Here is an 18725-nt window from a genome sequence, read left to right as displayed (position 1 = left end):
GCGTGCTGAACACACCGACGGGATAGGAGTGTATGCGGATGATGACCGGGTTTCTTTTAGCCCTACCGTTGCTGCTTGGCACCGGCGCCGCGTCGGCTACTAAGGTGCGCCAGTCTGTTGCGTATCCGTAAGAGCTTCAGGGCATATGGGACCTAGGCCCTCACGCTTGCAAGCTACCCATGAATCCTGACTCCGATACGCCGATACATATCGAGAAGACCTGGTTGCGTGGCCACGAGCACCAGCAGACGCCCATATCGATCAGGCGTGTTTCTTCTGATCCACATGCTTGGCTGGTTTCCGCTAAGTCGGATATCGCGCCAGATATCAGAACTGATGACCTTTACATTCTGAAAGGCGACTATCTGGTGATCTCTGATGGCAAATCGGTTAGCCAGTATCGTCGCTGTCAGTGAGTTGAATGACAGCACGCTCAAGATGACAGACATGAACACGGGTGACGCGATCGCCAACCGATCGCGCAACCCTTGGCCAACTGCAGTAACTAAATGGGATGCAGCGAAAGAGCAAACCCAGCAGTAGTGGCCAGATGCTTGTGCTTGAAATTCGGCCATCTGGCTCGCGAGTGAGTGCACTCACGCACCTCAGAACCACAGATCACGAACGCAACGGCCGTCGGGCGGCAGGTCGTCAAAGCTGTCCAGACCATCGAAGTGGTCGATGGCCAAGTGCGCGACGGCGTCTGGATCGGCGAGCCTGATGTTGACTGCCATGCGCCGGCTTCCGTCGGCTTCGAGGCGCAGGCCGCGCCAGCAGATCACGCAGGCGCAGGCAGGGCAGAAGTGAATCTCTAGCGTGGGGTCTTGTTTCTCGGCACGGACATAGGTTTGCGTTGGCCCGTGTAGCGTTATGCGCCCGTGTTCAACGTCGTACGCCCAGAGCGCGCCGTAGCGCCGGCACAGCGTGCAGTTGCAAGCCGTGACCGCGCTTGGGTCACCGGAGAGGTGCCAGCCTGCGCTGCCGCAATGGCAGCTACCGCTGAGTGTGTCTGGTGCCACCTCGAATCCCTGTGTCCGTGCGCAATCGCCGCAATCTAGCAGGTTGGAATCCAGACGCGCGTGCCCGTCACATCGCACTTCGTCCGGGTGAATACAGTGGTTTGCGCCTTGAGCCCCGCTGGGCTAGGTCCCCAATAGGAGCTCATCCGGCAGGCGCGCAAGCCCACACCCACCGAATCATCAAGGAGCTGCCATGTCTATCGAAGTGGATCAGACCCAGGCAAGTTGTGCGCGTCGCACGCTACTGCGCAATGCCCTGCTGACGGGCGCGGCGATGATGGCGCCGGGCACGGCTGCGATGGCGAAAGACCTGCGCCCGGCCAGCGCGGCCAGTGGCGATTTATCCAAACGCAGCGCCCAGTTGACGTTGGGAATGGTGGTGTTCGACGGCTTCCAGCTACTGGATGTGTTCGGTCCGCTGGATATGTTCGGCAATCTTGATGGCAAGGTAAGGATCGTCATCCTGGGCGAGCACGCTGGCATGGTCGCCAGCAGCGCCGGCCCTGCGGTTGCCGTTGACCATGCGTTGGGCGCGGCGCCGCACATCGACATCCTGATGGTTCCGGGCGGCATGGGGACACGGCGCGAGGTGGGCAACGCCGCACTCATCGCCGGCATCACGCGCCTGGCGCGCTCGGCGCCACACGTCGCCAGCATCTGCACCGGAGCGGCGCTTCTAGCGCGCACCGGTCTGCTGGATGGGCGGCGTGCCACGACCAACAAGCGCGCCTTCAACTGGGTAACGACGCAGGGGCCGAAGGTAGAGTGGGTGAAGCAAGCGCGCTGGGTGGAGGACGGCCATGTGTTCACCTCCTCTGGCGTCTCCGCGGGTACGGACATGGCGCTGGCCCTGATCGCAAAACTGTTCGGCCCCGATGCCGCCAAGCAGGCCGCCGATATCGCCGAGTACCGCTGGAACGCGGATTCCACCAACGATCCGTTTACTGCCGCGATCGACGCTGGGTGAGCGAAGGAGTGCTCGGATGCGTCGCTGGATCGGGGCAATGAACACGCCTGCCAAAGCTCGTCCGAGCTCTCTCGTTAGCGACTCAATCTATCTGCTGACGCAGCCCGCGCCCAAGTCGTGAGATGTGGTTGTCGCCGCGCGGATGGTTGATCTTCTTCCAGGCACGCATGCGCTGCGCACTTCTGATAAAAGCACTGTTTACCGCAGCAAGGAGCCGCGCCGGATGCCATTCGTTATTTTCCGGTCCCACGTTTCGATAGCGGCCGCAGTGGTGGTTGCTACCTTTGCAGGATGCGCGGCGACGGAGGCGCCGATCTCGCAGAAGCAGTTCTCCGATCATGTCGCGATGCTGCTGGCCGGCAAGGATTCGGCGGTGGTTGAGGCAGGTAAGCTCACCGAATTCAAATGGACGACCCTGTGCTTCGAGCGCGATGACAGTCTGGTGCTGAGGTTTGATCAGGGTGGGAAGAGATCAGTTCTGCAGTTACCGTACGAAGCGTTCTTCGTGGACGAGGGGCATGTGGAGCATTCTCTTGAGGGCGGCTGTGTCAGGCCCTCCGATCACATCTTGATCAAGAAGAAATACCCAGGTGATCACGGGCCGATCGAGTTTCAGAAAGCAGCGCACGGTGCCTGAGTCAGGCTGTATCGACTCATCCAAAGCGCTATTCCGGCGATCCCAGCGCGGCGAACACGTAGTTCGCCTGCTGCATGATTCAACAGCGTCCTTTCTGCACCGCTGGCAGCGCCGGCCGATGCGCTCCGCTACTGACCGGCCTCACCAATCCGTCGGCGCATAGTCCTTCAGGAACTGTCCCCACACGTGCTCGCCGGTGTTGAAGCCGTGGATGATCGGGTCGACGATGCGGGCGGCGCCGTCCACGATGTCCAGCGGTGGGTGGAAGCGTTCCTGCTGCACCTTGAGCGCGGCGATGTCGGCCGGATCTTCGTCGGTGACCCAGCCGGTGTCGACGCTGTTCATGTGGATGCCGTCGTTTTGATAATCGGCCGCCGAAGTGCGCGTCATCATGTTCAACGCGGCCTTGGCCATGTTGGTGTGCGGGTGACGGGTGGTCTTGAAGTTGCGGTAGAACTGCCCTTCCATCGCCGAGACATTGACGATGTGTTTGTCGCGCTCGGGCGTGCGCAGCATCAGCGGCTTGAGGCGCGCATTGATGATGAAAGGCGCGATGGCGTTGACCAGTTGCGTCTCCAGCAATTCCACCGACGGCACCTCGGCTAGCAGCAGGCGCCAGGAATTGCGGCCGCGCAAGTCGACCTGCTGCAGATCCTGGTCGAGACGGCCTTCGGGGAACAGGTGCTCCTGGCCCACTAGCTCGTCGTCCAGCAGCGCGACCTGCGACAGCTCGGCGGCGCGGGTGAGGCCGTCGGCGCCGTCCAGGCCGCGTCCGTGCACGGCCGGCAGCGCGGTGGCTGAGGCGTCGCGCAACAGTTCGGGTGTACGCAGGCCTTCGTAATGGCCCACCAGCTTGCGCACCGTTTCGGGCAGGTCGTGCAGCGCGGCGGTCTCGCCGGCCATCATGTGCGCGTAGAACTGCGGCGGGCGGCGTACGGTCTGGCAGGCATTGTTGATGATGAAATCCAGCCGCGTGCGCGTGGCCAGCAACTGGCTGCAGAACGCTTCCACGCCGGGCGTGTGGCGCAGATCCAGCCCGAACACCTGCAGGCGATGGCCCCATTCGGCAAAGTCGGGTTCTTCCGCATAACGCGCGGCCGAATCGCGCGGGAAGCGCGTGGTGACGATGAGTTCGGCGCCGGCACGCAGCAGCTTCAATCCGGCCTGATACCCAATCTTGACCCGGCCGCCGGTGAGCAGCGCCACGCGCCCGCGCAGGTCGGCGGTTTCGGTGCGCTTGAAGAAGTTCAGCTCCGCGCAGGCCGGGCACATCTGGTCGTAGAAGTGATGTAGCTGGGTGAACTTCTGCTTGCACACATAGCAGTGCCGCAGTTCCGGCGATTGCTGTGGCGCCTCGACAGCGGTAACGCCTTCGCCATTGTGTGCATCGTGCAGGCCAGCGGCGTGCGGCGGGAAATAGTTCGGCGTGCTGAACACCGGTTTGCGCCGCAACGCGCGGATACCGGTCTGCTCAAGCAAGGCCTCGGCCTTGCGGACCTTTTCCTGATGGCGTTCGCGCTCGCGCTGCTTGAGCAGTTGGCGGCGCGCCTTGGGCTCGGGGTGGTAGACCTTGGCCACCACCTGATGCAGCCGCACGCGGTCGGCCTCGGAGAGCGTATCGAGCACGCTGCGGTCGGCCTCGATGGCCTCCAGCACATCCAGCGCGGCGCGCAGGCGGTCGGTGAGCGGCAGGTCGTCGGCGGGCAGGGGCGAGGCGGTGGTATTCAAGGCAGATCCGGGCAGAAGCGGCTGAAAGCCGTGGGTGTGGCGGCAGGCGGCCGGTGGGCAAGACGGTGCTGAGCCCCATAGAAAACGTGGGCTTTGCCAGTGAGTTTCAGGCTGGGCGCCATTTTCGCCGATTGGCGGCGGCAGCGCCAATCCGGGGCCCGGGGTGGTGTCCGAGCGCCCCGAGGCGGCCGGCGTGTTGTGGCGTTGGCGGTCCGCTTCGGCGGAACACACGGGTGGGCATTTGCACCTGCTGCCGTGCACCTGCAACAGCGCTGAAAGGACAATGCTCTTCGCGTGGATCCTGTGCGAGTCAAGACTAACAACGGGGCCAGTCAGAGGTGGGTTACCCTCATAGTCAGTTTTGCTACCGGAAATGCTGCTCATGCAGTCCGCAGTCGACAAGGATCAGTCATTCGCAGGTGCATTAGGGCGCCTGCTGCTTGATGCGGTTCTGGTGTTGGCGCCATTGGCTCTACCGCTTTTGCTGTCGCCACCGCTGGCATGGCTGTACCTCGGCGGGACGCTGCTGTTTGAGTGGGCCGAAGAGCGCGTTTTTGGTCGTGTCGAGTGGATGCCACTCTACAGATTGGGGGCCTGCATTGGCGTCAGTTATGCCGTCGCTCAGGTTGCTCCATCGCGCACCGTCGCGCTGCTGGCGGGGGTGGCCGTTTTCGCGGTTCTTGTGGTGCTGGGAAAGGCATGGGAGAAGCTTGCTGGGCTTTCAATCGAACGCCCAAGCAAGGGCCCAACGTTTACGCGCATCGCAGGGCCCGGGCGGCCATCCGGACGCGTCGTTGACGATCCGGCACCGCTGACGCCGGAGGGTGGGCAGATACGCATGATCGGTTGCCACGAAGTGCGCAATAGTGCTCCGCTGCAATACGATTATCTGTTTCCCGATGGCAGCGTGCTGTTTGGAGCGGGTACGGCGCTGATGTTTTCTCCAGATGGCCGCTACTGCGTTTCACCGATGCCAACCACCGGTTTCTGGGGGCTGCTGATCTATGACCGGCAGGCACGCATCCTGTGCCGTTTCACGCAGCGCGAAAGTTTTGTCGCGCTTCATGCCGTCACCGCGACCGAGATCCACGGCTGGGGTAGTCGCGTGCACAAGGACGGAACCATGCTTTGCGTATTGATCGACGACGTGATCGCACATGCCTGTGCAGTTCCGATGGTGAACATCGGTGATCTCATGGTGCCAGCGTACTATTTGGAACAGGTGCGTCAATTAGAAACGGGCGAATTTCCTCCCGCACCGGTCGGCGGACTGGTACTGACCGTGGTGCCCTACCTACCGCAGCGCTTGATGGCGTTGGCCGATCCAGTGGCGCCGCTTGCAGACCCGTGGGTGGAGTTGATCGTCAATGGCGCAGCAAGTGCCTTGATTGTTTCGCGCCGTTATCCCCGCTTGCTCTGGAGCAGCGATGCACGCGGGCTGGTATGCGTTGCCAAGCGCAAGCACTGCGACGAAGCGGCCAGCTTCTGGTACTGGAACGACGTGGCGGGCTGGAGCTCGGTGGGCGGAGGCGACCGCGTTATACCGATGCATTAGCAACGTCATGCAGCGGATCGCAAGGCGCGGTTGGAACAATGCGACCGCTCCGTGTGCTGCGGTGTTCAGTTGCGCCGCCGTTGTGTTCGCCGATCACATGTCTTTGGAATGGCGTGCGCTACGGTAAGTGCTGACCTATTTCCGGGAGACACCATGGGCCTGCTGGTCGACGGCAAGTGGCAAGACCGTTGGTATGAAACCGACAAGAGCGATGGGCGATTCGAGCGTTCGCAGTCGCAGTTTCGGCATTGGGTGACAGCCGATGGGCGTGCTGGGCCGCATGGCGAAGGCGGCTTTCAGGCTGCGCCTGGGCGGTACCACCTGTACGTGTCGCTGGCCTGCCCGTGGGCGCATCGCGCATTGATCTTCCGGCAGCTGAAGGGCCTGGCATCGCTGATCGATGTGTCGGTGGTGCATTGGCTGATGGGCACGCAGGGCTGGACCTTCGAACATGGCCCCGGTGTGGTGGGCGATCCCATCCACCATGCCGAGTATTTGTATGAGGTCTATCTCAAGGCCGATCCGCAGTATTCCGGGCGCGTGACGGTGCCGGTGCTGTGGGATCGCGAGCGCAATACGTTGGTGAGCAACGAGTCAGCCGACATCATCCGCATGTTCAACAGTGCGTTCGATGCGGTGGGCGCGGCAGAGGGCGACTACTATCCGGAAGCGCTGCGTGCGCAGATCGACACCATCAACGAACGCGTCTACGACACCGTCAACAACGGGGTGTACAAGGCGGGCTTTGCGACCACGCAGGCGGCGTACGAAGAAGCCGTGGTGCCGTTGTTCGACACACTGGATTGGCTGGACACGCGCCTGAGCACGCAGCGCTATCTGTGCGGTGATTACCTCACCGAAGCAGACTGGCGTCTGTTCACCACGCTGATCCGCTTCGATGCGGTGTACGTCGGGCATTTCAAATGCAATTTGCGGCGCATTGCCGACTACCCGCACTTGTCGGGATTTTTGCGCGAGCTCTACCAGATGCCGGGCATCGCAGAGACGGTGAATTTCCAGCACATCAAGGGCCATTACTACCAGAGCCACGCCATGATCAATCCCACCGGGATCGTGCCGATGGGGCCGGTGCTGGACCTGGATGCGCCGCACGGCCGGGGATGATGGCGGCCATGGTCGCTCGCAGTGGGTGGGCGGTTTACCGTTGCGCGCGGGTTGCCCTATGCTGCGCGCCCTGCGAATACACCGGAGTGCTGCATGCTGAGTCACGTCATGGTCGGGTCCAACGACATCGCCCGCTCGAAGACCTTCTACGACACGCTGCTGGGGAGCGTGTTCGGCGCGCCGGCGGCGTTCGTCAACCAGGCCAACTCCGGGCATACGCGGCTGTTCTATCGGCATGCGGGCAGCAGCTTCTGCGTCAGCGAGCCCATCGACGACGCGCCGGCCAGCCCGGGCAACGGCACCACGGTTGGGTTCGTCTGCGACTCGCCCGAGCAGGTACGGGCATTTCATGATGCGGCGGTTGCGGCAGGTGCCACCAGTATCGAGGAGCCGCCTGGTCTGCGTGACAGCACCATGGGGCCGACCTGGCTGGCGTATGTGCGCGACCCGGATGGCAACAAACTCTGCGCCATCCATCGGCCGTAAGCCTTCGTGTACTGCGGGCCGCGCGACGCGCTGATGCGGCGCGGCCCTTGAGACGGGCGTTACGTAGGCAAGACGGGCAAACGCATTCGGATCGACCGCGCGCTCGGCAACGACCCCGCGCAGTCCCTCGTTAAATGCTGCCTGCCGACGTGGCCTATCGGCCGCTCACTCTTCGGCAGCGCTACGCACGATCAACGTGGCCGCACCCACGGAGATAGCATCCTCAACCGCACCGGTGCTGGTCTGCCCGTAGCGTTCGATCGCGCGCATCCGCGCATTGAAGGTGAGATAGGCCGCCGCGACCGCGGTGCCGGCACCCAGCAGGGCCGCAATGCCGCGCTGATGGCGCGGCGCCAACGCGGCGCCGGCAATGGCACCGGTGGCGACGCGGGCCATCATGCCGGCCAGCACGATGCGGTCTGGCGCGGTTTTCATCTTGTCGCCCGCCAACTCGCCGCCTGCCAGCGCCAGCATGCCGGCAGACGCCAGTGGGTTGGCGAGTAGCCGCGGAGCGCCATTGTCGCGTGGCAGGGTGCCGGTGCGTGCCGCATTGGCGACCGCGGCAAGCGGGGTCATCGAGCGCATGCCAGCGACGGCGCCCATCAAAATCGAATGAATCAGAGCCATGTGCACCTCTGCAGGTACGCATCGACGTGCTCCGCCATGGAGCCCGCAGGCGCGCATCAGGTTATTGGTGCTCAGAGCCTAGGAGGTCAGATGTGTGCGAGATGGCAAGGCAGTGCCAGGGCGATGCGACGTAGGTGATGAGGACAACGCTGTGTCCGCCTGGCCGCTGATCTCTGCCGCAACATGGTGACGCCCTGCAGGCACCGCGCCGCTGTGGTGCGTGGCAGGTGCCACCACGCTGCATCACCTTGTGGGCGCTGCAGCGTGGCGGATGCGCATCAGGGCTGCTTCGCAAACCGGCCTGCGCGCCACGCCATTGCCAGCACGGCAAGGCCGACCGCCAGGCAGATCAGCACGCCAGGCAACGACGCTTCCGGGCCAAACGCACCGCCGGTGAGCCATTCGGGAAATCCCGGGCGGGCCGTGCTACGCGCGATGGCCGGGCCCATGTCGGTGCCGGAGACGGCTGCGCCAAACAGATAGCCCTGGGTGAAGTTCCAGGCGATATGCACACCGATCGACATCCACACGCGGCCGGTCAGGGCATAGAACGCGCCCAGCAAAATGCCGGCTTCCAGCGCGATGCAGATCGCCGCGAATGCCGTGGCGTGCGGATTGGCGATATGGCCGAAACCGAACAGCGCGGCGGACGCGGCGAAGGCGATCCACGGCCCGAACGCACGCCAGACCAGGCGCAGGAAAATCGCGCGAAACATCAGCTCTTCGATCACGCCCGCCTGCAATGCCTTGCGCACCGCAGTCCATGCCGGCGCCATGCCAAGGGACTGGATGTCGTACAGCCCGAACACCGCCATGATGCCCATGACCGAGGCGAACATCGCCGCGCCGATCAGCAGGCCGAGGAGCACGTGCGGCACCATCGGCCGCACCGCGAGCTCGCTGGCGCGTCGCCCTTCGGCCAGGCGCACCGCAAGCACGTACACGCCCAGGCCTACCGCGATGCCCACCAGGCTGGCCAGCAGCTGTAGCGGGCCGGAGTCCTTGGGCAGCAGGCCGCTGACGAACCGGCCGCTCATGGGCGCCAGCGTGGCAACCACGACCAGCAACAGCACCGCCCAGGCGATGGCGCGGAGCCAGCGCAGGCGTCCGGGATGCAGGAACTTGCGCTCACCCAGTTCGATCGGGCGGCTCATCTGTCTGGTCGTGGCCAAGGACTGTCCGGCAACCGATTGCGTTGATGCGTGCATGTACGACTCCATGTGGTGTGGTTGCTAGCGGGTGGTGGAGCGGGATGACGCGTTGGATGCGTCTGCAATCCGGGTGGAAAACGCACGCTGGTTCAGCGCGTCGATGGCCTCGCTGAGAATGCGGGACAGTGGGACGGACAACTCTGCATCGAGCTGCGCAGCGGCGGCATTGGTCGCGGCCCATTGCCGCTCCAGCGCGGGAATCATCTTTTTCGCCTTGGGCGTCAGCACGACGATGCGTTCGCGCGCGTCCGTGCCTGGTTTCAAGGCAACGAGACGGTGCGTGGTCATCTGCGCCACCGTCTGGCTGGCGGCCGAATGGCTGATGCCGATCTCCTGCGCGAGCACCTTGATGGGAACCGGGCCCACACGCAGCAGGGCGCGCAACACGGGGGTGTAGCGTGGCCGCCAGGTTAGCCCCGCAGCCGCGTAGACACCTTCCAGATCACCATCGAGTCGCTCGATGAGTTGCCGGACCAGGGTGCCAAGGGTAGGTGCAGGTGGGGTCATGAGCGAAATGTATAAGCGCTGTTGTAATTGCGCCTGTGCCAGAAGTATTGGCATCTGCCAGCGCTAGCGGCGGGTAAGGCTTCGGCGCTGCCGCTGCATGACATTGCGGGATCGCGCGAACCGATGTGGGCGTATCGATGGATGCGCTGATCGGTTTTGGACTGCCGGCTGCGGAGAGAGCTGGCGCGTCGCGCGCATCACACGCTGGCGCCGCCGCACCACGTGGCTCAGCAACGATGCAACGATCAAGACGCACTCTTACGCAGCAGCGCTACGCTGTTCCGCGCACGGCCATGCTGCGGAGCATGTGGTCTTGATGGCTTTGGCTGGCCGTCGTCAGTTGGTCGCTTCGTCGCCATACACCCACTGCACGAACAGTGCTGAAAGATCGCGCCCGCTGGCGTGCTCCATTGCTCCCTGAAGATCGTGGCTGACGACGGTTCTGCCCACGTTCTTGCGGGTGTAACGGCGCATACCCGCCCAAAACGCCTGCTCACCCAGCGTCTGCCGCAAGTGCGCCATGAACAGCGCGCCTTTGCTGTACTGCACGGCGCGGCGGACACGTAACGAGGGGTACTCACCTGACCAGGCCAGCGGTTTGTCGAAGCCGGCGTCACGGGCGATGGCAAGCCGGCGGCGTGCTTCATTCAACTCCTGCTGGTAGGCCGCCTCGCCGAAGGCGTGTTGCTTCCAGGCGGCGACCATGAACGTGGTGATGCCCTCGTTCAACCAGAAGTCTTGCCACGATGCGCAGGTGACAAGGTTTCCCCACCACTGATGCGCCATTTCATGCGCGATGATCCATGACGAAGCGGGGTCTTCCTGCTCGTCTTGCAGTGCTTGCACGCCAATGAGCGAGAAGGTGGCCGCCTCCTGCGCCTCCTGTCCGGGCACAAGCAGCTGGGTGTAACGACCATCCGGGAGCGATACGCCTGCCGCCTGCGCAAGAAATGCCGCAATGGAGGGTGTCTGCTGGAATGCGTCTGCCAGGTCCGCACCTCGACCTGTGCCATCGAGATAGACGAGCGTCCCGGCCGTGGTTTTGGATGACTGCTGCGAGAAGCTGCCAACCGCAAACACGCAGCAGGGCGCGTAACACGGGGGTGTAGCGTGGCCGCCAGGTTAGCCCCGCAGCCGCGTAGACACCTTCCAGATCACCATCGAGTCGCTCGATGAGTTGCCGGACCAGGGTGCCAAGGGTAGGTGCAGGTGGGGTCATGACCGAAATGTATAAGCGCTGTTGTAATTGCGCCTGTGCCAGAAGTATTGGCATCTGCCAGCGCTAGCGGCGGGTCGGGTAAGGCTTCGGCGCTGCCGCTGCATGACATTGCGGGATCGCGCGAAACCAATGGGGGCGTATCGATGGATGCGCTGATCGGTTCTGGACTGCCGGCTGCGGAAAGAGCTGGCGCGTCGCGCGCATCACACGCTGGCGGCACCGCACCACGTGGCTCAGGGGTGCAACGATCAAGACGCACTCTTACACAGCAGCGCTACGCTGTTCCGCGCACGGCCAAGCTGCGGAGCATGTGGTCTTGATGGCTTTGGCTGGCCGTCGTCAGTTGGTCGCTTCGTCGCCATACACCCACTGCGCGAACAGTGCTGAAAGATCGCGCCCGCTGGCGTGCTCCATTGCTCCCTGAAGATCGTGGCTGACGACGGTTCTGCCCACGTTCTTGCGGGTGTAACGGCGCATACCCGCCCAAAACGCCTGCTCACCCAGCGTCTGCCGCAAGTGCGCCATGAACAGCGCGCCTTTGCTGTACTGCACGGCGCGGCGGACACGTAACGAGGGGTACTCACCTGACCAGGCCAGCGGTTTGTCGAAGCCGGCGTCACGGGCGATGGCAAGCCGGCGGCGTGCTTCATTCAACTCCTGCTGGTAGGCCGCCTCGCCGAAGGCGTGTTGCTTCCAGGCGGCGACCATGAACGTGGTGATGCCCTCGTTCAACCAGAAGTCTTGCCACGATGCGCAGGTGACAAGGTTTCCCCACCACTGATGCGCCATTTCATGCGCGATGATCCATGACGAAGCGGGGTCTTCCTGCTCGTCTTGCAGTGCTTGCACGCCAATGAGCGAGAAGGTGGCCGCCTCCTGCGCCTCCTGTCCGGGCACAAGCAGCTGGGTGTAACGACCATCCGGGAGCGATACGCCTGCCGCCTGCGCAAGAAATGCCGCAATGGAGGGTGTCTGCTGGAATGCGTCTGCCAGGTCCGCACCTCGACCTGTGCCATCGAGATAGACGAGCGTCCCGGCCGTGGTTTTGGATGACTGCTGCGAGAAGCTGCCAACCGCAAATCCGAACAGATAGGCCGAATACGGCCTGGTAGCGCGCCAGCGGTGCAGCACCAGGCCGTTGGGAAGCACCTTCTGGGGCAAGCCTGCGCCGATGCTCAACGTATCGATGCCGGCAGGCACGAACAGATCCAAAGCGAAAGACGCTTTTTGGCCGGGGCTGTCCTGCAGGCAGACCATCCAGTCGCACGCGAAGTAGCTGGTGTAGAAGCCACTGGCCGCGCGAACAACACCCTGGGCCGGCACGCCGACGATCTTGAAGGTGAGCGACGCGCGGGCGCCTTTGGCAAGCGCGCTTGGCAACGCAAACGTGATGCCATCGGTGGTGCTGGTCACTGCGATCGGCTGACCATTCAGTTCGGCCGAGAGGACCTGCAGTGCATTAGGCGAGAACGTCAGCTGGGTGAGGTAGTCGGAGGTGCTGCGTAGGCGAATGCGCTGCACGCCGGAAAGCGCGGTGGTGCTGAGGTCCGGGCGCAGTTGCAGCTGATAGCCCTCGACCTCGAACCCCGCGCCTGGCAGTGTCGGCGCTGCGGCCATCACCGAGGACGATACAAGTGCCAACAGTGCAAGCAGGACCGTGTATCCAGTGAGTCCTCGATGTGTCACCGCTCGCTCCGATCAGCCGTCTTGATCCCGAGCAAGACCTTCAAGCCGTGGGTGGTGCCGCGTGGCCCGATGGTCAGGTGGTCCTCGTCATTGAGAACGTCCAGCGTGAGATGCAACGACGGATAGTGCCGCGCGCGCAATGCCTGCGCCATGTTCTGTGTGTCGACGACCATGTCGTGATTCTGGTGGTAGCGCACTTGCTCGTACTCGCCAACGTATAGATAGACGAGCGCTGGCAGGTCTGTATGCGAGGCGGCAAAGGTTTTTTCCTGCGCCACCATCGCGTGCTCGCCATACCAATACGATGGGCTGCCCAGGATGTAGCCGGCAAACATGTCCGGTGTGCTCAACAGGATCTGCGTGCCTAGCAGACCGCCGTACGAATGCCCGAGATACAGACGCCGCTGCTCGTCGGTTCGGTAGCGGCTGGCAACGAACGGCAGCACGCGATCGCGCAGGTAGCGGATGTAGTCGGCGCTCTTGCCATGGGTCGCAACCGGCGCCGCGCCTGGGCCGTCTTCCGGTGTGGGCGTGTAATCGCGCCGCCGGCTGGGCATGGGCTCGTCGCCGACGGCGTAGGACAGGCCGACCAGGATGAAGTCCTCGATCGCCGGGCCTTCGCCATTCAAGCGCCGCGCGATCTGCTTGACCAGGGGAAACGCATAGTCGCCATCGGTGGCGTACAGCACCGGGTAACGGCGTTGCGGATTGTCTGCATAGCCACGTGGCAGGGCGACGAAGACCTGGTACGTGCGACCTGTTGCCGGGTCGGGCACGTCCCAGACCTCGCTGTCGACCAATTCATAGGGCTTGCCACCACCACGTTGCCCGCCCAGCGGCGTGGCCTGTGGCGGCGTTGCAATGGCCTGACTGGTGACTGCAGGTGCTGCTGCGGCGGGCGGCGCCTTGGCGGTGTTGTCGCACGCACTCAGCAACAGCACGACCAACCCGATCAATCCGATTCGATTCAAAGACATTCCCAGCCTGAAGTTGCGTATGGTCCGTCGTGCGGACAGGGGGTGATGATTGCATGCGTTCAGATCATGAGCGGATCGCCAGCGCATGGCGTTGAGGAGGCTGCAGCGTCAACGCTGATCGTCATCAGGCGCGCCCCGGCTCACGTCCCTGAGTACGGCGCCGTAGCCATGGTAGAGATTCGCGGTGGGCAGCTGGTCTTGCGCGTGCATCCAGCGATGCAAGGCCGGCAGTTGGTAGAACGGCACGCGCACATGCTGGTGGTGTTCGATGTGGTAGTGGATGCCATGCGGGCCGCAAAAAAAGGTTTGCCAGCTGCGTGCGACGATGGTGCGCGCGCTGTGGCGCTGGTCCTCGCACGCGGCGTAGCCGGCATGCTCGGTGATGGCGCGGATGCGGGCGAACAGTTGCAGCAGCGTCAACGCCGGCAGCAGCCACAGGCCCAGATACAGCAGAGGGTGACCAAGGGCGGCGAGAACCCCGAACAGCAGCCCGTTGCTGAGCAGGATCGTGCCGGCAACCAACCCCGCACGCTGCGGCACGGTACGGGTGTGCGCACTGGCTGGTTGTGTACCGCGCCTGCGTAGCGCACCATGGATGGCGAGTACGTAGCCGATGCCGGTCACATCGCGGAGCAATCGCAGCGCCAGCTCACGGCGCGAGACAGGGTAGTCGGCAATGCCGAACATGATGGCCACCGGATCATCCGGCGACATCGGTGCGCGGTGATGCTGCAAATGCCCTTGCCGGTAGGCGAACAGCGACAGGAACAGCGGGCCGGCGGCCAGTGCCTGCGCCACCAGGTCATTACGTGACTGGTGATGCGCCAGCAGGCGGTGGGCGCCCTCGTGCATCATCACCGCGAGCGCAAGCTGGGTGCGGGCAATCACCACGAGCGCCAACGCATACACCGCCGGATGCGGATACAGCATGGCGGCGCCAAAGCACAGCGCGATCACGGCCCAGTCGGCGGCCAGTGCCATGCCGCTGCGCCAGGGCTGCAGGCGGGCAAGCGCGATCGGCACCGTAGCGCTCATGCGTGCTGTCCGGTGGCTGTGAGTTCCACCCATGCCTGTGCAGGTGCGCCGCGTGCCAAGGCCAGGATCAGGCTGACCCACAGCTGCAGGCGCTGTGGCGCGTCCAGCGTGGACGCGTCGTGCCCGGCGGCGGGCGGGGTTGTGCGCAACGCGTCGCAGGCGCGGTGGATGGCGTGCGCGAAGGCGTCTGCATCGCCCGTCCACGCAACGATTTGATGCGCCAGGCCGCAGGTTGCGGCATGCGCGGCATTGCGTTGTTGCTCCGGCTGCCCGGTGACGATCAGCAGGATGGGCCGCCGGTACACCTGCGCAATCGATAGCGCGGCCATGCCGGGCGCCGAGATCAGCAGCGTGCTGGTTGCGGCGTGGTCGATCCACTGTGGGTGGTCGGCCTGCCAGCCGGGGCGCTGCGCATAGCCCTCGCCGATACACAGGCTGCCCAATCCGGCGCGTACCAGTCCTAGCTCCAGTGCCTGCGCGAGCGCGGGGTCGCGGAAGTGCGGGTTGAGATAGACCGCGGCCATTGGCGCCGTGGGGCTGGCAGATGGGGATGCAATCGCTACCGGCGTTGGCAGCCGCACGCGTCGTCCGCTGGCGTGCGGTTGTGCTTGCGCGAAGTCGTGCTCCAGTTGCGCGGCGGCACGGTCGATCTGCCAGCCGATGGCGCGTGAGAACAGCGCAGCCAGCACGCGCGGCAGCCGGCCTTCGAAATTGCCCTGCAGGGCGGCGCGCAAGCTGCCGCCATAGATGTGCACGATCTTGTGCCGCCAGACCGGCAGCATGCCCATCACCAGCAGCGCCGGATGAAAGGAATCGTTGAGGACCAGGTCGACCTCGCGCAGGCGCCGCTGCAGTTGCAGGACATCGCGCAGCAGCCGCGCCGGATGCAGCAAATAGGCGGCGACGTTGGCATCGGTGGCGGCCGCGCGCATGTTCTGGCGCGCATCGAACTGCACGGCGTAATGCGGCGACAACACGCTTGCCTGGATGCCAAAGGTGTGGAGAAACTGTGCGCCGGCTGCCGAGGTCGTGATGATCTCGACCGCGGCGCCCTGCGCCTGCAACGCATGCGTCAGCAGCTGTGCGCGCATCAGGTGGCCGCGTGCGTCGGCGGTGGCCAGGTACAGCAGGCGCGGGCGCTTCACCGCCACAGGTAAGCCCGTACACGCAGCACCGCACCGGCGGCATACATGCCGAGCGCACCACTGACGCCGAATGCACGGTCGATCCGCCGCACCTTCGCCAGCAGTGCCTGCAGCGCTGCCTGCTCACCTGCAGGCACCAGCCGCTGCAGGATCCTCTGGCACTGTTGCACGTGGCGTTGCTCATCGCTGAGCACGCGCGTGAGCAGCGGCTGCAGCGCGTGGCCGTCAGGCAACACGCCGCAGTGCCGCTGCAAGACGCGCGACGCCATCTGCTCGGCGCACAGCCCGATTGCAAACGCAGGCACCAGCAGGCCCTGCCGGAATTCACCCGCATGATGTGTTGCCAGCCGATGCCACTGCGCAATCTTGCGCCGGCTCAGGGCATCGGGCTGCGCGGAGGGCCGTGCGGCACCGCGTGCGGCCAGCGCGGCGGCGAACGCCTCTGCATGCCACTGCTCTTCCTGCAGATGCTGGTCCATCAGCGGCACCAGCCACGCAGGCCGCTGCACCGGCACCTCGCGCTGCAAGGCCAGCTCGGTGGCCTCTTCGCCCACCAGATACATCCGCATCAGCAAGCACTCGCCGGCGACGCTGGCATGCAGCTGACGTAATGCGGCCGCCTTGATCCGATCGACCAGCCACGCCTGGGTGCGCGCCCAGCCACGCAGGGGCGGTGGCTGCAGCGCCAGGAGCGGCACGCTGCCACCGGTGCCGGGGTCAGCTGGCAGCGTGCTGCTCACTGCTAGGAGTGGTGGTAAGACAGCGCCTGCGCATCGGCGCGGCGGCGGCGCCAGCCCAGGCCGGCGGCCAGGCTGCCGAGCATGTCCACCGCGGAGAACGCGGCGATCAGTGCCAGCGCGGCGCCCCGGCGCAGCCCGCGTACGGGCGGCAGGTCCTGTGTGTTCAAGGCGAGCGCGCTGAACCACAGACGCGATGCCAGCACGCACAGCGGCCCGACCGGCCCGCTGCGCGCTAGCCAGTGCAGCGATGCCGGTAGATACGCCTTGACCAGGTGCGGGGTCAGGCCCAGCGTGTCCTGACCGCGCCACCAGCGCAGCTGCAGTGCTTCGCCACGGGTGTCGGGCAGCTTGTGCACCGTGTGCGCACGGGGTGCGTAGTGCACCGCGATGCCGCAGGCCTGCAGATGCAGCCCCAGCACCTGGCAGTGCGCGCGGTAGACGCCATCCAATGGCTGGTAGGCATGCGCGGCGAAGATCTCGCGCCGGAACACCACGTTGTTCGCATAGAAGTTGCGCGTGGCCTGCGGCTGCAAAGGGCTGGGGAAATACATGAAATCCAGCGTGGTCAGTGCGGTGCCCACCAGCGTGGCCGCGTAGCTGGTGCGCCCGGCAACTGCTGCCAGCTGCGGCTGTGTGCTGAAGGGCAGTAACAGTTCGGCCAACCAGTCCGCCGCCGGCAGGCAGTCGGCATCGGCAAAGATCACGTAGTCGCACAGCGCCGGATCGGTGGCGGCAAAGCCACTGTTCTTCGCATCGTAATAGCCGGTGGTGGGCGCAATGCGGACAAAGGTCACCGGCCGCCCGGCGATGCCGCTGAGCGCGGCGCAGGCGGTTTCGCTCAGGCCGTCGTGGGTCACGATCAGCTGCGCCAGCGCCGTGAGCGGAACCGTTTGCGCGGCCAGTGCGGCCACTGCGCGCTGCAGGCTCTCCAGCACAGCGTTGTGTGCTGCGTCGCCACCGCGCAGGTTGTTGGTCTCCAGGACCAGGGCGCAGCGCGGTGCAATCGGCGTGGACATCGTACGGATCCCTGTGACGTCGTGATCTCCCGGCAGCTGCGCCGTTGGACGGAGCGCAGATGCCATCAAGTGCCGAGAGTTGCGCGACTATACCGGGAAAGCCCGGGTTGGGACGGCTGGCGGGTCCCGGTACCCCATGTCACCGCGTTCGACGTGCAGCCTGGTGTGCAAGTAGCCGTGACGCCCAGCGTGCCGCATCAGTGCGACCGCAACGGTCGCGCTGCGGTCAGCTCACTCCAGTGGTCCAAGCGCCTGCAACGCTGGTGCGCGCGCCATATCGTTGGGGTTGGTGCCGGGCAGACCTTGTGGCACCTCCATGCCCTTACTGCGGTAAAACTCTGTCCAATACGCGGACATCTGCCCGCTCTGCGGATTCTTGAAGTTCATCGGCTGCAGCGCGAAGACCTGATGCGCGCGGAAGGCGCGCTCGATGAAGTCCGAGCAGTAATAGCTGTTGTCGTCCTGCACGTAGGTCAGGTTGTAGGGCTTGCCGAGCATGCGCCGGGCCTGTGCGATGGCATCGGGAATCGCCGCACGCTGCGCGACGTTGAGCCGGTACACGAAGATCTGCCGCTGTTTGGCACGCGCCTGCTGAATGAAGTCGGCAAGTGGTTGCTGGCGCGAGCCTTCCTCGTCGGCATGCAGCACCACGCGCGCGCGGCCGTCATGGGCCACCAGGCCCACATGATCGAAGCTCGGTGCGCCCTGGGTGGCGGTGGCATCGTCGATGGCGCCGCTCAGGCCGGTGCGCGCGGCGGTGACGAACAGCAGATCGCCATCGTGCAGCCGCAGGGCCAGCGCCGAGGTCGGCAGCAAGGCCAGCAGGAGCAGGGACAACAACAGCCGGAACGTGTGCATGTGTGGATGCTTGGCGGTGGCAGGACGTACCGATTATGGACAACAACGCCTGTCTCGGCGCGTATGCCGAGGAAGGCGCAGCCCGGGGCGAGGGCAGCGGCTGTTGGCCGCGTGGTGCACGCAGCGAGGCGTCTGCTCCGCTGGCGATCGGGGGTTCCAGCCGCAGCGGCTTGCAATAAGCCCTGGC

At 64.7% G+C, this 18725-nt stretch carries 19 protein-coding genes and 1 pseudogene; 6 read left to right on the top strand and 14 right to left on the bottom strand.

Annotated features, from left to right (window positions below; genetic code table 11):
• Positions 1-179 precede the first annotated feature (179 nt).
• Positions 180-416: a hypothetical protein gene (locus ACCQ01_RS19390; RefSeq protein ID WP_147424138.1), complete on the top strand. Its 237-nt coding sequence runs from the start codon at positions 180-182 to the stop codon at positions 414-416.
• Positions 417-605: 189 nt separating this feature from the next.
• On the opposite strand, the gene ACCQ01_RS19385 is transcribed toward ACCQ01_RS19390, so the two are convergent.
• Positions 606-734, bottom strand: coding sequence for a hypothetical protein (locus ACCQ01_RS19385; protein ID WP_256267585.1), 129 nt, complete (start codon positions 732-734; stop codon positions 606-608).
• 78 nt (positions 735-812) lie between these two features.
• Positions 813-1019, bottom strand: a pseudogene (locus ACCQ01_RS19380) (GFA family protein); the annotation flags it as partial.
• Between the two features lie 205 nt (positions 1020-1224).
• Here ACCQ01_RS19380 and ACCQ01_RS19375 point away from each other — a divergent pair.
• Positions 1225-1986, top strand: coding sequence for a DJ-1/PfpI family protein (locus tag ACCQ01_RS19375; RefSeq protein WP_228433918.1), 762 nt, complete (start codon positions 1225-1227; stop codon positions 1984-1986).
• Between the two features lie 142 nt (positions 1987-2128).
• Positions 2129-2623: a hypothetical protein gene (locus ACCQ01_RS19370; protein ID WP_228433916.1), complete on the top strand. Its 495-nt coding sequence runs from the start codon at positions 2129-2131 to the stop codon at positions 2621-2623.
• A 141-nt stretch (positions 2624-2764) separates the two neighbouring features.
• On the opposite strand, the gene ACCQ01_RS19365 is transcribed toward ACCQ01_RS19370, so the two are convergent.
• Complete coding sequence (locus ACCQ01_RS19365) at positions 2765-4351, bottom strand: SDR family NAD(P)-dependent oxidoreductase (RefSeq protein ID WP_228433914.1); 1587 nt, start codon at positions 4349-4351, stop codon at positions 2765-2767.
• Between the two features lie 382 nt (positions 4352-4733).
• Between ACCQ01_RS19365 and ACCQ01_RS19360 the strand changes: the two genes are divergently transcribed.
• From ACCQ01_RS19360 to ACCQ01_RS19350, 3 genes are all read left to right on the top strand, one after another.
• On the top strand, positions 4734-5906 hold the full coding sequence (locus ACCQ01_RS19360) for a hypothetical protein (RefSeq protein WP_228433912.1): 1173 nt from the start codon (positions 4734-4736) through the stop codon (positions 5904-5906).
• 153 nt (positions 5907-6059) lie between these two features.
• Complete coding sequence (locus tag ACCQ01_RS19355) at positions 6060-7031, top strand: glutathione S-transferase family protein (protein WP_228433911.1); 972 nt, start codon at positions 6060-6062, stop codon at positions 7029-7031.
• A gap of 93 nt (positions 7032-7124) precedes the next feature.
• Positions 7125-7517 (top strand): VOC family protein, encoded by a 393-nt coding sequence (locus ACCQ01_RS19350; RefSeq protein ID WP_012437278.1) that lies wholly within the window; start codon positions 7125-7127, stop codon positions 7515-7517.
• 165 nt (positions 7518-7682) lie between these two features.
• Here ACCQ01_RS19350 and ACCQ01_RS19345 read toward each other — a convergent pair whose 3' ends face one another.
• The 11 genes from ACCQ01_RS19345 to ACCQ01_RS19295 all read right to left on the bottom strand — a co-directional run bounded on the left by ACCQ01_RS19345 (position 7683) and on the right by ACCQ01_RS19295 (position 18538).
• Positions 7683-8144 (bottom strand): DUF4126 family protein, encoded by a 462-nt coding sequence (locus tag ACCQ01_RS19345; protein ID WP_019237241.1) that lies wholly within the window; start codon positions 8142-8144, stop codon positions 7683-7685.
• A gap of 278 nt (positions 8145-8422) precedes the next feature.
• A complete protein-coding gene (locus ACCQ01_RS19340; protein WP_228433909.1) occupies positions 8423-9298 on the bottom strand; it encodes a CPBP family intramembrane glutamic endopeptidase in 876 nt (291 codons plus the stop codon).
• A 78-nt stretch (positions 9299-9376) separates the two neighbouring features.
• Entirely contained in the window at positions 9377-9862 is a 486-nt protein-coding gene (locus tag ACCQ01_RS19335; protein WP_043921970.1) for a MarR family winged helix-turn-helix transcriptional regulator, read from the bottom strand.
• 336 nt (positions 9863-10198) lie between these two features.
• The gene (locus ACCQ01_RS19330) at positions 10199-10942 is read right to left on the bottom strand and encodes a M1 family aminopeptidase (protein WP_372358822.1); all 744 of its coding nucleotides are present in this window, start codon (positions 10940-10942) and stop codon (positions 10199-10201) included.
• Positions 10943-11420: 478 nt separating this feature from the next.
• On the bottom strand, positions 11421-12698 hold the full coding sequence (locus tag ACCQ01_RS19325) for a M1 family metallopeptidase (RefSeq protein WP_372358821.1): 1278 nt from the start codon (positions 12696-12698) through the stop codon (positions 11421-11423).
• 65 nt (positions 12699-12763) lie between these two features.
• A complete protein-coding gene (locus tag ACCQ01_RS19320; protein WP_228431418.1) occupies positions 12764-13744 on the bottom strand; it encodes an alpha/beta hydrolase in 981 nt (326 codons plus the stop codon).
• Positions 13745-13852: 108 nt separating this feature from the next.
• Complete coding sequence (locus ACCQ01_RS19315; protein WP_228431417.1) at positions 13853-14779, bottom strand: fatty acid desaturase family protein; 927 nt, start codon at positions 14777-14779, stop codon at positions 13853-13855.
• Positions 14776-15924 carry a glycosyltransferase family protein gene (locus tag ACCQ01_RS19310; protein WP_228431416.1) on the bottom strand — a complete coding sequence of 383 codons (1149 nt, stop codon included), beginning with the start codon at positions 15922-15924 and terminating at the stop codon, positions 14776-14778. The genes ACCQ01_RS19315 and ACCQ01_RS19310 overlap by 4 nt, the downstream gene beginning before the upstream one ends.
• On the bottom strand, positions 15921-16664 hold the full coding sequence (locus ACCQ01_RS19305) for a hypothetical protein (protein ID WP_228431415.1): 744 nt from the start codon (positions 16662-16664) through the stop codon (positions 15921-15923). The genes ACCQ01_RS19310 and ACCQ01_RS19305 overlap by 4 nt, the downstream gene beginning before the upstream one ends.
• Positions 16665-16666: 2 nt before the next feature.
• Positions 16667-17680: a glycosyltransferase family 2 protein gene (locus ACCQ01_RS19300; protein WP_228431414.1), complete on the bottom strand. Its 1014-nt coding sequence runs from the start codon at positions 17678-17680 to the stop codon at positions 16667-16669.
• Between the two features lie 231 nt (positions 17681-17911).
• Positions 17912-18538 carry a YiiX/YebB-like N1pC/P60 family cysteine hydrolase gene (locus ACCQ01_RS19295; RefSeq protein WP_228431413.1) on the bottom strand — a complete coding sequence of 209 codons (627 nt, stop codon included), beginning with the start codon at positions 18536-18538 and terminating at the stop codon, positions 17912-17914.
• Positions 18539-18725: the final 187 nt, after the last annotated feature.

The sequence above is a fragment of the Xanthomonas sp. NCPPB 4037 genome (assembly GCF_041475695.2).
Taxonomy (GTDB): Bacteria; Pseudomonadota; Gammaproteobacteria; order Xanthomonadales; family Xanthomonadaceae; genus Xanthomonas; species Xanthomonas campestris.
Note: the sequence above shows the minus strand (reverse complement) of the source record. Positions and strands in the feature narration are given on the sequence as shown.

Excerpts from the sequence above, each read along its gene's own strand:
- ACCQ01_RS19390 (WP_147424138.1), top strand. The coding sequence starts at position 180 with ATGAATCCTGACTCCGATACGCCGATACATATCGAGAAGACCTGGTTG.
- ACCQ01_RS19385 (WP_256267585.1), bottom strand. The coding sequence starts at position 734 with ATGGCAGTCAACATCAGGCTCGCCGATCCAGACGCCGTCGCGCACTTG.
- ACCQ01_RS19370 (WP_228433916.1), top strand. The coding sequence starts at position 2,129 with ATGGTTGATCTTCTTCCAGGCACGCATGCGCTGCGCACTTCTGATAAA.
- ACCQ01_RS19360 (WP_228433912.1), top strand. The coding sequence starts at position 4,734 with ATGCAGTCCGCAGTCGACAAGGATCAGTCATTCGCAGGTGCATTAGGG.
- ACCQ01_RS19355 (WP_228433911.1), top strand. The coding sequence starts at position 6,060 with ATGGGCCTGCTGGTCGACGGCAAGTGGCAAGACCGTTGGTATGAAACC.
- ACCQ01_RS19350 (WP_012437278.1), top strand. The coding sequence starts at position 7,125 with ATGCTGAGTCACGTCATGGTCGGGTCCAACGACATCGCCCGCTCGAAG.
- ACCQ01_RS19345 (WP_019237241.1), bottom strand. The coding sequence starts at position 8,144 with ATGGCTCTGATTCATTCGATTTTGATGGGCGCCGTCGCTGGCATGCGC.
- ACCQ01_RS19340 (WP_228433909.1), bottom strand. The coding sequence starts at position 9,298 with ATGAGCCGCCCGATCGAACTGGGTGAGCGCAAGTTCCTGCATCCCGGA.
- ACCQ01_RS19335 (WP_043921970.1), bottom strand. The coding sequence starts at position 9,862 with ATGACCCCACCTGCACCTACCCTTGGCACCCTGGTCCGGCAACTCATC.
- ACCQ01_RS19325 (WP_372358821.1), bottom strand. The coding sequence starts at position 12,698 with ATGGCCGCAGCGCCGACACTGCCAGGCGCGGGGTTCGAGGTCGAGGGC.
- ACCQ01_RS19320 (WP_228431418.1), bottom strand. The coding sequence starts at position 13,744 with ATGTCTTTGAATCGAATCGGATTGATCGGGTTGGTCGTGCTGTTGCTG.
- ACCQ01_RS19315 (WP_228431417.1), bottom strand. The coding sequence starts at position 14,779 with ATGAGCGCTACGGTGCCGATCGCGCTTGCCCGCCTGCAGCCCTGGCGC.
- ACCQ01_RS19300 (WP_228431414.1), bottom strand. The coding sequence starts at position 17,680 with ATGTCCACGCCGATTGCACCGCGCTGCGCCCTGGTCCTGGAGACCAAC.
- ACCQ01_RS19295 (WP_228431413.1), bottom strand. The coding sequence starts at position 18,538 with ATGCACACGTTCCGGCTGTTGTTGTCCCTGCTCCTGCTGGCCTTGCTG.